Source organism: Pseudomonas proteolytica, from assembly GCF_007858275.1.
Classification (GTDB): domain Bacteria; phylum Pseudomonadota; class Gammaproteobacteria; order Pseudomonadales; family Pseudomonadaceae; genus Aquipseudomonas; species Aquipseudomonas proteolytica.
This window is the reverse complement of sequence record NZ_VFEV01000011.1, coordinates 143,177-155,554: the sequence shown is the minus strand read 5'-3', so window position 1 is coordinate 155,554 and position 12,378 is coordinate 143,177. Positions and strand designations below refer to the sequence as shown.

General features: G+C 60.5%; 13 protein-coding genes. 2 read left to right on the top strand and 11 right to left on the bottom strand.

Annotation, left to right across the window (positions count from 1 at the left end):
• Nucleotides 1-135: 135 nt before the first annotated feature.
• The 5 genes from FIV38_RS10645 to minC form a co-directional block, all read right to left on the bottom strand.
• Nucleotides 136-1,425, bottom strand: a complete 1,290-nt coding sequence (locus FIV38_RS10645; protein WP_029300406.1) for a M18 family aminopeptidase — start codon at nt 1,423-1,425, stop codon at nt 136-138.
• A gap of 173 nt (nt 1,426-1,598) precedes the next feature.
• Nucleotides 1,599-2,234 (bottom strand): RluA family pseudouridine synthase, encoded by a 636-nt coding sequence (locus FIV38_RS10640; protein WP_057440687.1) that lies wholly within the window; start codon nt 2,232-2,234, stop codon nt 1,599-1,601.
• A 92-nt stretch (nt 2,235-2,326) separates the two neighbouring features.
• Entirely contained in the window at nt 2,327-2,581 is a 255-nt protein-coding gene (minE, locus tag FIV38_RS10635; protein ID WP_003175252.1) for a cell division topological specificity factor MinE, read from the bottom strand.
• Nucleotides 2,582-2,584: 3 nt separating this feature from the next.
• Entirely contained in the window at nt 2,585-3,397 is an 813-nt protein-coding gene (gene minD / locus FIV38_RS10630) for a septum site-determining protein MinD (protein WP_092235041.1), read from the bottom strand.
• Between the two features lie 201 nt (nt 3,398-3,598).
• The gene (gene minC / locus FIV38_RS10625; protein ID WP_038447253.1) at nt 3,599-4,336 is read right to left on the bottom strand and encodes a septum site-determining protein MinC; all 738 of its coding nucleotides are present in this window, start codon (nt 4,334-4,336) and stop codon (nt 3,599-3,601) included.
• Between the two features lie 117 nt (nt 4,337-4,453).
• Between minC and FIV38_RS10620 the strand changes: the two genes are divergently transcribed.
• Both FIV38_RS10620 and FIV38_RS10615 read left to right on the top strand, forming a co-directional pair.
• Nucleotides 4,454-5,386, top strand: a complete 933-nt coding sequence (locus FIV38_RS10620; RefSeq protein WP_029300398.1) for a lipid A biosynthesis lauroyl acyltransferase — start codon at nt 4,454-4,456, stop codon at nt 5,384-5,386.
• A 34-nt stretch (nt 5,387-5,420) separates the two neighbouring features.
• On the top strand, nt 5,421-6,575 hold the full coding sequence (locus FIV38_RS10615) for a patatin-like phospholipase family protein (protein WP_029300396.1): 1,155 nt from the start codon (nt 5,421-5,423) through the stop codon (nt 6,573-6,575).
• Nucleotides 6,576-6,639: 64 nt separating this feature from the next.
• Here the strand turns inward: FIV38_RS10615 and FIV38_RS10610 are convergent, their stop codons facing one another.
• The 6 genes from FIV38_RS10610 to alc form a co-directional block, all read right to left on the bottom strand.
• Nucleotides 6,640-7,425, bottom strand: coding sequence for an outer membrane protein OmpK (locus tag FIV38_RS10610; protein WP_092235044.1), 786 nt, complete (start codon nt 7,423-7,425; stop codon nt 6,640-6,642).
• Nucleotides 7,422-7,817: a hypothetical protein gene (locus tag FIV38_RS10605; protein WP_133714268.1), complete on the bottom strand. Its 396-nt coding sequence runs from the start codon at nt 7,815-7,817 to the stop codon at nt 7,422-7,424. The genes FIV38_RS10610 and FIV38_RS10605 overlap by 4 nt, the downstream gene beginning before the upstream one ends.
• A gap of 44 nt (nt 7,818-7,861) precedes the next feature.
• The gene (locus tag FIV38_RS10600; RefSeq protein WP_092235047.1) at nt 7,862-9,205 is read right to left on the bottom strand and encodes a nucleobase:cation symporter-2 family protein; all 1,344 of its coding nucleotides are present in this window, start codon (nt 9,203-9,205) and stop codon (nt 7,862-7,864) included.
• Nucleotides 9,206-9,402: 197 nt separating this feature from the next.
• Nucleotides 9,403-10,701: a urate hydroxylase PuuD gene (locus FIV38_RS10595; RefSeq protein ID WP_092235050.1), complete on the bottom strand. Its 1,299-nt coding sequence runs from the start codon at nt 10,699-10,701 to the stop codon at nt 9,403-9,405.
• Between the two features lie 51 nt (nt 10,702-10,752).
• A complete protein-coding gene (locus tag FIV38_RS10590) occupies nt 10,753-11,256 on the bottom strand; it encodes an ureidoglycolate lyase (protein WP_029300388.1) in 504 nt (167 codons plus the stop codon).
• A 120-nt stretch (nt 11,257-11,376) separates the two neighbouring features.
• Nucleotides 11,377-12,372 (bottom strand): allantoicase, encoded by a 996-nt coding sequence (gene alc / locus FIV38_RS10585; protein WP_092235053.1) that lies wholly within the window; start codon nt 12,370-12,372, stop codon nt 11,377-11,379.
• Nucleotides 12,373-12,378 lie beyond the last annotated feature (6 nt).

The following is a 12,378-nucleotide window of genomic DNA, read 5'->3' as shown; positions in this document are numbered from 1 at the left end:
GGGGGACTCTTGGTTCCAGGGCATGATCAGATACCTCCTGACCATGCGTATTAACCTGTAAACCATGTCCCCGGTTAGAAATGTAAACGATGTCCCCGGTTTGTACCGGGACAAGCCCCCTCGCCACAGCCGATCTCAGGGCAGGTCGCGGCTTGCGTAGAACGCACTCAACACCTTCACCAGGTGCGCCAGGTCGTGGCTGCCGCACAGCTCGCGGATCGAGTGCATGGCGAATGTCGGCAGGCCGATGTCCACGGTGCGCACACCCAGGTGGCTGGCGGTGATCGGGCCGATGGTCGAGCCGCAACCCATGTCGCTGCGCACCACGAAACTCTGCACCGGTACCTCTTCGGCCATGCACAGGTGGCGGAAGAACCCGGCGGTTTCGCTGTTGGTGGCGTAGCGCTGGTTGCTGTTGACCTTGATCACCGGGCCGGCATTGAGTTTCGGGCCGTGGTTGGCGTCGTGCTTGTCGGCGTAGTTGGGGTGGATGCCGTGGGCATTGTCGGCAGACACCAGCAACGATTTCTGAATCGCACGTACGAACTCATCACCCTCAGGCAGCAGGCGCCGCAGGGTCTGTTCCAGCATCGGGCCGTCGGCACCGCAGGCTGAGCAGGAACCGACTTCTTCGTGGTCGGTACACACCAGCACGCAGGTTTCGTCGGTCTCGCTGGTGAGCAGCGCTTGCAGGCCGGCGTAGCACGACAGCAGGTTGTCCAGGCGGGCGCCGGCGATAAAGTCGCCATGCAGGCCGATCACCGCCGCGCCTTGGGTATCGTAGAAACTCAGCTCGTAGTCGAGCACCACATCAGCGTTCAACCCATGTTCGCGGGCCAGTTGGTCGGTGAGCACGGCACGGAAGTCCACGCGCTCATCACCGGCAAACTGCGCGAGGATTGGCGGCAGCTCGGTCTGGGCATTGATCGCCCAGCCCTGGTTGGCTTCACGGTTCAGGTGGATGGCCAGGTTGGGGATGATGGCGATCGGCAGCTTGAAGTCGATCAACTGGCTTTCGACCTTGCCGTCACGGCGGAACGTCACGCGGCCGGCCAGGGACAGGTCACGGTCGAACCACGGCGCCAGCAGCGCGCCGCCGTAGACTTCCACGCCCAGTTGCCAAAAGCCCTGGCGTTGCAGCTCAGGTTGCGGCTTGACCCGCAGGCATGGGCTGTCGGTATGGGCGCCGACCAGGCGGATGCCGTCGTGCAGGGGCGATTGGCGGCCCATCTTGAACGCGATGATCGAGGAGTCGTTGCGGGTCACGTAGTAGCGACCGTTGGCCTCGGTAGTCCAGGTCTCGCGCTCGTCGAGGCGCTGGAAACCGGCAGCTTCCAGGCGTTGGGCCAGGGCCGCAGTGGCATGAAAGGGGGTGGGAGAGGCCTTGAGGAAGTCGATCAGGCCTTGATTCAACGCTTCGCGCATAAGTAGCTCCAGACAGCAATGGCGCGAGTTTACCGTCCGGTGTGGCAAGTGCACAGAACAAATGTGGGAGCGGGCTTGCTCGCGAATGCGGTGGATCAGTTAGTTTATTCAGCGACTGACACAACGTATTCGCGAGCAAGCCCGCTCCCACATTTTTGATTGGGTTACCGATTTCAGAACGGTGCAGGGCACTCAAAGCGCAGGCGCTCGCCGCTTTGCGGGTGAGTAAAACTCAGCATGCTGGCGTGCAGGCACAGGCGCGGCCAGGCGGCCAGGGCCTGTTCGTGGGCATACAAGCCATCGCCCAGTAGCGGGTGGCCGATGGACAGCATGTGGACCCGCAACTGGTGTGAGCGCCCGGTAATCGGCGTCAACTCAACCCGGCACCAATCCCCGCAACGCTCCAGGACTTTCCAGAAGGTCAGGGCGTGCTTGCCGAACTCATGGTCCACCACATGGCGCGGCTTGGTCGGTGGGTCGTAGCGCAGGGGCAGGTCGATGCTGCCGCTGTCCAGCTCCGGCTGGCCCCAGCACAAAGCGGTGTAGGCTTTTTCGGTTTCACGGTCGTGAAACTGGCGGGACAGTTCGCGGTGGGTGTCGGCATCCCGGGCCAGCAGGATGATCCCCGAGGTTTCCCAGTCCAGGCGATGGACGATGCGGGCCTCGGGATAACCGTTTTCTTGCAGGCGGGTGATCAGGCAGTCCTTGTTGTCGTCGGCGCGACCAGGCACCGAGAGCAGCAGGGTCGGCTTGTTCACCACCAGGACAGCGTCATCCTGGTGAAGGATATGAATATTGGACAGCGGCATTAAACAGCCTCGTAACAAACGCCAACGGCGACTGCGCCAACCACCCCCTGTAGGGGCGGGTAGCGCAGCCGCCGTGGCGACCGCCTGTTCGATCAACGATCAGGCAGGGTGATATTGAGTTCCAGAATCGAGCAGCTGCCGTCGTTTTCCAGGGCGACATGCACGTCATCGTTGCCGATATTGACGTACTTGCGGATCACCTCAACCAGCTCCTTCTGCAGGGCTGGCAGGTAGTCCGGGGTGCTGCGTTGGCCGCGTTCGTGCGCCACGATGATCTGTAGACGCTCTTTCGCTACCGACGCGGTGCTTGGCTTTTTGTTGGCGCGAAAGAAGTCGAGAAATTTCATTATTTAGTTGCCTCCAAAGATACGCTCGAAGAATCCCTTCTTCTTTACATCGAGGAAGCGATGTTCCACGGTCTTGCCCAGCAGGCGATCGACAGCATCGCTGTACGCCTGGCCGGCGTCGCTCTGGTCGTCGAGAATCACCGGTACGCCCTGGTTGGAAGCCTTGAGCACGGCCTGGGATTCGGGGATCACGCCCAGCAGGGTCACAGCGAGGATTTCCTTGACGTCTTCAACGCCGAGCATTTCGCCATTGCTGACACGCTCAGGGTTGTAGCGGGTGAGCAGCAGGTGCTCCTTGATCGGGTCCTGGTTGTCTTCGGCGCGCTTGGACTTGCTGGCCAGCAGGCCGAGCATGCGGTCCGAGTCACGTACCGAGGACACTTCCGGGTTGGTCACGACGATGGCTTCATCGGCGAAGTACATCGCCAGGTGAGCGCCGGTCTCGATACCCGCCGGGGAATCGCAGACCACGTATTCGAAGGTTTCTTTCAGCTCGGCCAGAACTTTGCCTACGCCTTCTTTGGTCAGCGCGTCTTTGTCACGGGTCTGGCTGGCGGCCAGTACATACAGGTTCTCAAGGCGCTTGTCCTTGATCAGGGCCTGTTGCAGGTTGGCTTCGCCGTTGACCACGTTGACGAAGTCGTACACCACGCGGCGTTCGCAGCCCATGATCAGGTCGAGGTTACGCAAACCGACGTCGAAGTCGACGATGACTGTCTTGTGGCCGCGCAGAGCGAGGCCGGTACCGATAGCGGCGCTGGTGGTGGTCTTACCCACACCACCCTTGCCGGATGTAACCACGAGAATCTTGGCCAAGGTGTTTCACCCCTAAGGAAAAAGGACCTCTCAGTCCCTGAAAAACATCTCTTGAAACTCGCTGCAGGCGGACAGCCTTCGTAGGAAAAAGATGTGCCTCCCGTAGGGAGAACGCCAACTTTCAATTATTCCTACGCAAGTCTTGCCGGTTTCGCTGTGCTATCAGAGTCCAGAGATGCTTGGAAAATGCGGCAGTATCCGTTAAAGACGGATGATGTTCAACACATCGCCCGACAGGCTGACTTGTACCCCGGCCCCCCACAGCGGATCACGGCGCAAATCTTCCGAAACCTTGTACTGGCCGGCGATGGACACCAGCTCAGCGCTCAATTGCTGGCAGAAAATCCGGGCCTTGGTATCGCCCTTGACTCCAGCCAGTGCCCGGCCACGCATTGGGCCGTATACATGGATGTTGCCATCGGCGAGAAGTTCCGCGCCGGGACTGACCGGAGCGACCACCACCAGGTCGCCGCCCTGGGCGTAAATCTGCTGCCCGCCGCGTACGGGAGAGGTGATGATCCTTGTAGGCTTGATCGTCGGCTCTGGTGGTTTTTCCGGTTTTTTCTTCACTTCACCTTCCACCGGGTCGAGCACTCGCTCGCGGGCGCCGGACGGTGGCAATACTGGCAGTTCAATGGCGATGGCGGCCGCGATGTCTTCGATACGGCTGGCGCGAATGGCCAGGGTGCGCAGGCCATGCTGGCGGCAAACACGCATCAACCCGGGCAGGTCGACCGCGCCCTGGCCAGCCGGCAATTTATCCAGGGCCAGCACCAGCGGCGCGTTGTTGAAGAAGTTCGGGGCCAGGGCGACCTTGGCGGCGAGCTGGCGGTCCAGGGCATCAAGGTCGTTACGGGCCAGTTCCAGCACAGTAATGGCGAGCATGCTGCCTTTGAGCTGGAAGACGGGATCTTGGTCTAGCGATTCGGTTTGGCTCATGGTCGGCAAAGCGGCTTGTCACGAAAAGTGTCGAGACTTATAACGAGAACAACCGCTAGCCGCAAGCCGGGTCGAACCGTTGTAGAATGCGCGGCCCTGTCTTTACCGGAATCTGTAATGGATCGCCCGCGTTTTCGAGCTGTATTTTTTCACCCGCGTTTCTGGCTGCTATGGCTGGGGCTCGGTGTGCTGTGGCTGATTACCCAGTTGCCATACCGCGTGCTGCTGGGAATTGGTCGTGTGCTGGGTGCGTTTATGTACCGGGTGGCCGGTGAGCGCCGGCGCATTGCCGCGCGAAACCTGGAACTGTGCTTCCCGCAAATGTCCGCCCAGGAGCGTAAACATTTGCTCAAGGAAAACTTTGCATCCACCGGTATCGCCTTCTTTGAGATGGCCATGAGTTGGTGGTGGTCCAAACAGCGCCTGGCGCGCCTGGCCCATGTCGAAGGGCTGGAGCACCTCAAGCAGGCGCAACGCGAAGGCAAGGGCGTGATCCTCATGGCCCTGCATTTCACCACCCTGGAGATCGGTGCGGCCTTGCTGGGGCAGAAGCACACCATCGATGGCATGTACCGTGAGCACGGCAACCCGTTGTTCGACTTTATTCAGCGTCGTGGCCGCGAGCGCCACAACCTCGACTCCCTGGCGGTAGAGCGCGAAGACGTGCGTGGCATGCTCAAGCTGCTGCGCGCCGGCCGGGCGATCTGGTACGCGCCCGACCAGGACTATGGCGCCAAGCAGAGCATTTTTGTGCCGTTGTTCGGCATCCAGGCCGCCACAGTCACCGCCACCAGCAAGTTCGCGCGCCTGGGCAAGGCGTTGGTGGTGCCGTTTACCCAGGAGCGCCTGGCCGATGGCAGTGGCTACCGCATGGTGATTCATCCGCCTTTGAGCGACTTCCCCGGCGAATCCGATGAAGTCGATTGCCTGCGTATCAACCAATGGGTGGAAACCGCGGTGCGCGAGTGCCCCGAGCAATACCTGTGGGCTCATCGCCGCTTCAAGAGCCGGCCACCGGGCGAACCCAAGCTGTACGAAAAGCGCCGCTGAATAAACGGATTGTCCCCGCCCATGGAGTTATGCAATGCGCCCAACTGAACCGGTCACAGGCTTGATTCTTTCCGGCGGCGGGGCGCGTGCGGCGTATCAGGTGGGTGTATTGGCGGCGATTGCCGAACTGTTGCCACCAGGGGCTGCCAACCCGTTCCCGGTGATTGTTGGCACCTCGGCCGGGGCGATCAACGCGGTGAGCCTGGCGAGCGGCGCCATGGACTTTCGCGCAGCAATCGCGCGCCTCACCGCATTCTGGCAGGGCTTTCGCAGCCACTTGGTGCTGCGCAGCGACTGGCCGGGGGTGATTCACCAGGCCAGCCGCTTCCTGACCCGCAGCTTGCTGGGCCTGGGCTCACCAGTGCCGGTGGCACTGCTCGACAGTTCTCCACTGCGGGAACTGCTGCAGGAAAAACTGCATTTCGAAGGCATCAACGAAGCAATCCGCCACAAACACCTGCACGCCGTCGCCGTGACGGCGTTCGGCTATGAGTCGGGGCAGGCGGTGACGTTCTATCAGGGCGGCGGCACCATCGACGCCTGGTTGCGCCACCGGCGCATTGGTTTGCCCACGGAACTGACCGTGGAGCACCTGCTGGCCAGTTCGGCGATTCCATTGCTGTTTGCCCCGGTCAAACTCGATCAGGAATATTTTGGCGATGGCGCCGTCCGCCAATCAGCGCCGATCAGCCCGGCGTTGCACCTGGGGGCCAGCCGGGTCCTGGTGGTGGGTGTCAGTGGCAACCCGCGTTCCCCGGACCCCTCGGTGCCGCAGCAGCGCACCTACACCGGCCAGGAGCCGACCCTGGCGCAGATCGGTGGGCATATGCTCAACAGCACGTTCATTGACAGCCTGGAGAGTGACATCGAGTTACTGGAGCGCCTCAACCAGTTCAGCCATTTGCAACCGGCCAACAGCGCTGCGCGCGGTCTTGCACCGGTTGAAGTACTGGTGATTGCGCCCAGCCAACCCATCGATGAAATCGCGGCACGCCATCGCCAGGAACTGCCGGCGGCGTTGCGTCTGTTTTTGCGTGGGCCAGGGGCGACCAAAACCAGCGGGGCGGGGGTGCTCAGCTATCTGCTGTTCGAGGCGGGATATTGCAGTGAGTTGATCGAGTTGGGCCGGCGCGATGCGCTGGCCAAGCGTGAAGAGTTGCAGCGGTTCCTGGGCTTGACCCCGAACTGAATCGGGGCGCGGGCTTGTGTGGGAGAGGGCTTGCCCGCTCCCACAGGGGAGGCCGGGGTTGGCTTTAGAAGTGGTACTTGACCAACAGGCTCGCCGTGTCCTGGTTGGTCTCGAACGCGCCGCTGTCCTGGATCCCGTACTTGTTCTTCCAGTAGTCGTATTCAAAACCCACATACAACTGCTTGGCGCCCCAACTCATGGCCTTGCCCAGGTCATATTTGACCTGTGGGTTGAAGTGCAGGTTGGCGTGGTAAGTGCCACGTGCGTTCTTGTCGTTATCCACCACCCAGTCCATGAAACCGTCGATCAGCACATCGGAGTTGCCCACTGGAATGGTGTAGGACCAGACCGGGGTGATCTGCCATACGCCGTCACCCGGGCGATTGCCTTCGGTCTGGCGCTGATAGAAGTTCAACTGGAAGTAGTCAAAGCCAGGGATGTTCAAGTCGAACGCCGGGCCGACCAAGTACGACTCGTTGTCGCCTTCGCCGAACTCGTAGGTGAACGCCAGCAATACATCTTTGATCGGGCCGAAGGACAAGTCTTTATCGAAGATCTTGCCAAACGACAGCCGCGGGCTGAACTCGCCGTAGTAAGTATTGGGGCCGACGTTGCCGTCTTCCTTACCGTTGTAAAAGATGCGGTCGAGGAAGAAGAAGTTGTCGCCGTACTTCCAGGCATCGGCATGTTCGAAGGTAACGGTTTGCTGGATCTCTGGGTTGACTTTGAAGTTCTTGCCCCACAGGTAAGTCAGGCTGTTGTTCTGCCACTGCAACAGGTCACCCGCTATTGCTTGGCCCCCGGCCAACAGGGTTCCGGCCAATATCAGGCTGTTCACGGTACGTTTCATTCGGTTGCTCCCGAGCTAAAGTTTTGTGGTTTTTCTTCTACGCAGGCGCTCTGGTGTGGCGCCTTTTGGTTCGCTGCAAAAATCGTCTGTTCGGTCAGCTTTAATGCTTTTAGCAAGAGCTGCGCCAAAGTGTTTGAAAAGCCAAAAAATCCCCGCCGGCTGCATGGGATGCAGTCGGGTTCAGAGGACTTTTGCGCACTTTGGCAGCAGACATAAGGCCGGGATAAGTTGGCCTTTAAGTCAGCTTTTACATTCGCTGTTTTTTTTTGAGTCGATTCGAGCGGGCGCGGAGAATACTGGCTCCAGAGCCTGTGCTCAAGTGCGCTGTAAAAGAGCGCAGGGGGCGAGAATGGGGCACGGCGTGTGGCCAGCCCCAAGTTGGTGGTGTGCATGTTGGTGTTCCCTGTTCGTTGTTATTTTTGTAGTAACGAAGGAATCAATGCGTATGGGCGACTGCGGGGCGTTCTGAGCCGCCCAGAATGTTAAACAGCACGTTCAGCGACAACGCACTGAGCGTGGCCATGGCGATGCCACTGTGGGTAATCGGGCTCATCCACAAGGGCAACTGGGCGAAGAACTCCGGGCGCACCACGGGGATCAGGCCCATGCCGATACTGACCGCTACCAGCAACTGGTTGCGACGGTCGGCGATGTCGGCTTCCTGCAGGATCTTGATCCCGGTCGCCGCCACCATGCCAAACATTGCGATAGCCGCACCGCCCAGCACCGCAGGAGGGATCGATGCCACCAGAAATGCGGCCTTGGGCAGCAGGCTGAGGACAATCAGAAAGGCTCCCGCCATGATCGTCACCGAACGGCAGCGCACACCGGTCATCTGTACCAGGCCGATGTTCTGGGCGAAAGAGGAGTGGGTGAAGGTGTTGAAGAACCCGGCGAAAAACGACGCCCCGGCATCGCACAGCAGGCCGCGCCGCAGCATTTTCGGGGTGACTTCCTGGCCGGTGATCTTGCCCAGCGCGAGGAACATGCCGGTGGACTCGACAAAGATAATCACCACCACCAGGCACATCGACAGAATCGGCGCCAACTCGAACGTGGGCCTACCGAAGTGCAGCGGTGTGACCACCTGCAGCCACGGCGCCTGCTCCAGGCCGCCGAGGTCGACCATGCCGAGCAATCCACACAAGGCGTAGCCCAGGGCCATGCCGATCAGGACCGAGATATTGACCCAGAAGCCACGCATAAAACGGTTGATCAGCAAGATGGTGGCGAGCACCAGGCCGGCGATGGCCAGGTAGATCGGCGAGCCGAATTGCACAGCGGTAGCGCCACCGCCGGCCCAGTTCACCGCGACAGGAAACAACGAAAGACCGATGGCCGTAATCACGGTACCGGTCACCAGAGGTGGGAAGAAGCGCACCACCTTGGACATGAATGGGGCGATGACCATGCCAAAGAACCCGGCGGCGATGGTCGCGCCAAAAATCCCTTGCAGGCCGATACCTGGCATGCCGGCCATGGCGACCATGCTGCCGACGGCGGCGAAACTGGCGCCCATCATCACCGGCATGCGGATACCCAGCGGGCCGATGCCAAACGACTGGACCATGGTGGCGATCCCCGCCACCAACAGGTCGGCGTTGATCAAAAAGGCGATTTCTTCACGGCTCAAGCCCGCGGCTTGTCCGATGATCAGCGGTACGGCCACCGCGCCGCCGTACATCAGCAGTACATGTTGCAGGCCTACCAGGATCAGTTGCAAAAGTGGAAGCCGCACCATGGCGGGCGCGGCAGGAATCTGCGTTTCTAACTGGGACATGCAACACCTCGAATCTTTTTTATTTTTGTGTTGTTTGGCAGTCAATTGCCATTTGGAGCTCGATCTCAAAATCACCGCAGATCCCCTGTGGGAGCGGGCTTGCTCGCGAAAACGGCGGCTCAGTCACCTTAAGGGTTGAATGACACACCGCATTCGCGAGCAAGCCCGCTCCCACATTTTGGATTTGCGTCAGGCTGTCAGTTGGTGCGGGCCCCCTGATTGATCCAACTGCCAATCAACTCCCGCTCCTGCTGGGTCATCTGGGTAATGTTGCCCAATGGCATGATCTGGCTGGCCACCGCCTGCGCTTGAATGCGCGCCGCCTGCTGCTGGATCTGCGCCGGGGTATCGAACATCACCCCGGCCGGCGCGGTGCTGAACAGCGGGCTGGTGGGCTTGGCCGAATGGCACACGGTGCAACGCTCTTCGATCACGCTGTGCACCTTGCCAAAATCCGTCGAGGCCTGGGCCGCAGGCGCTTGTGCCGCTGGTGCTGGCGCGGCGGGAGCCGCTGGCTTGAGGCCGCCACCCAACGCGGTTTCCGGCAATGGCTGGTACTCGATCGCTGATGGCGCCTTGGCCACGTCCGGTGTGGTCGCCACGGGTTTAGGACCGGTGACATAGGCCAGGCAGATCATCGCCAGGGCGCCGACCGGTAGGGTCCACGCGTATTTTTGGCTGTCATGACGGGTGTTGAAGTAGTGCCGTACCAACACCGCCGCCACCGCGATCCCGGCCAGGATCAACCAGTTGTACTGGCTGCCGTAGGTGCTCGGGAAGTGGTTGCTGATCATGATGAACAGCACCGGCAGGGTGAAGTAGTTGTTGTGACGCGAGCGCAGCAGGCCCTTGGCCGGCAGTGCCGGGTCTGGGGTGCGGTTTTCCGCAATCGCTGCCACTAGCGCACGCTGGGCCGGCATGATGATACGGAACACGTTGCCGACCATGATGGTGCCGATGATCGCACCCACATGCAGGTACGCACCGCGCCCGCTGAACACCTTGCTGAAGCCGTAGGCGGCGCCGATCAACAGGACGAACAGGATAAAGCCGAGCAGGGCAGGGCGTTTGCCCAGGGCCGAGTCGCACAGAAAGGAGTAGATGAACCAGCCGGCGAACAGTGAGCCTATGCCCAGCAACACGCCTTCGGTACCGCTGAGGCTGCTGCCGGGGGCGAGCAGGTACAGCGTCGGGTTGAGGTAGAACACCACGCACAGCAGCGCGACGCCCGACATCCAGGTGAAATAGGCTTCCCATTTGAACCAGTGCAGGTTATCCGGCATGGTCGGTGGGGCCAGTTTGTATTTTTCCAGGTGGTAGATACCGCCACCGTGGATCGCCCATAAATCGCCAGCCAGGCCGCTTTTGGGGTTGACGCGGTTCAGGTTGTTTTCCAGCCATACGAAATAGAAAGACGCACCGATCCAGGCCACGCCAGTGATCATATGAACCCAGCGCACGCTTAGGTTCAGCCATTCCAACAGATGTGCTTCCACAGTCTTTACCTCTCGCCCGTCACCCTTGTTGTCGGGTGATCGGACCTTCTCTTATTGGTGGGGGGCAAGGATCAACCGCTCATCCTCTTTGAAAAAATGCTCATCGCAGTTATTGCCTGTGCCACTGCGATCAACCACCAGGAAGTCATCCCGCTTTTCGATCGTCAGCACCGGGTGGTGCCAGACGCCGCGATGGTAATTAATGCCCTGCCTGCCGTTGGTGACGAAGGCGCGGACCAAGCCTGATACAGGTTCATCGCCAACCGGCGCGACCACGATCAGAAAGGGGTTGCCGAGCAGCGGGATAAAGGCCTGGCTGCCCAGCGGGTGTCTTTCCAGCATGCACACGGTCAGCGGCATGTCCTGCGCATCGGCGCGGAAGATGCTGATGATGGCGTGGTCTTCTGGCGTGGCGGTTTCTACCGTCGCCAGTTTATGAAAGCGCATGGTCGAGCCGTTGTTGATCATGAAGTGATCGCTGCCATCGGTTTCGATAACGTCTCCGAAAGGGGCGAAGGCTTCTTTGGTCAAGGGTTCGATCATCAGTGTGCGCATGGCTGTCTTCTTATCCGGATTCTGTGTTGTTTGTTCTGGCGCCTTCGCGAGCAAGCCCGCTCCCACATTTGGAATGCATTCCCCTGTGGGAGCGGGCTTGCTCGCGAATGGCATCACCGCTTACTTCGAAACCTTGCCGAACACCCGCAGGCGGCTTACACCACCATCCGGGAATACGTTGAGGCGGATGTGGGTGATCGGGCCCAGTGCCTTGATCTGCTCGGCGAAGGTGTGTTCGGCGTGCATTTCCAGTTTCTGTGCCGGCAGCAGTTCGCGCCAGAACAGCGATTGGGTCTCGATCTGGCTGTCAGTGCCGCCTTTGACGAACGCGGCCTGGATCGAGCACGTGTCCGGGTAGTTGCCCTTGAAGTGCAGGGTGTCGACCACCACTTTCTCGATCTCGCCGGCATGTCCCAGCGCGACGATCACCCAGTCATTGCCAGGTGTGCGACGACGCGCGGTTTCCCAGCCATCGCCCATGTTGATGCCACGGCCCGGGTTGAGGATGTTGCCCATGCGCCCGAAGTGTTCGTCGGAGCAGGCCAGTGCGCGGCCGCCATTGAGGGAGGAGGCCAGGTCCACTTGTTCGTTGTCGCCCACGGCCGACCAGTCGCGGAACGGAATGCCGTACACCCGCAGACGCGCTACGCCACCATCGGGGAAGATGTTGAAGCGCAGGTGGCTGAATGCCTGGTCGTGGTTGATTTCGTGGAAATGATGGCTGTTGCCCTGCAACTCTACGGCAGACAGCACTTCGACCCACTGGGTGTTGTCATCGGGCTCGCCCGACGCCAGGAAGCAACCTTCCAGGGACGCCGATGGCGGGAAGTTGCCGGTGAAGAATGAAGTGTCGATGTCCACGCCCTTGATCGAACCCGGTACGCCCAGGCGGATCACCGCGCTGTCGAAGCCTTCGAAGCGCTTGCGGCGTGACTCCCAGCCGTCCATCCACTTGCCGTTATCATCGAAAACGCCCTCCTTCCATACGGCCGGGGTCGGCTGGAACAGTCGGTTGGCGTCGGCGAACCAGTCATCAGTCACAGAGATGATCTTGGTGCCCAGGCGGGCGTCGGCCAGGTTGACGAACTTCTCGAAAGGTACGGCGTTAGCTTTCATTCTTCT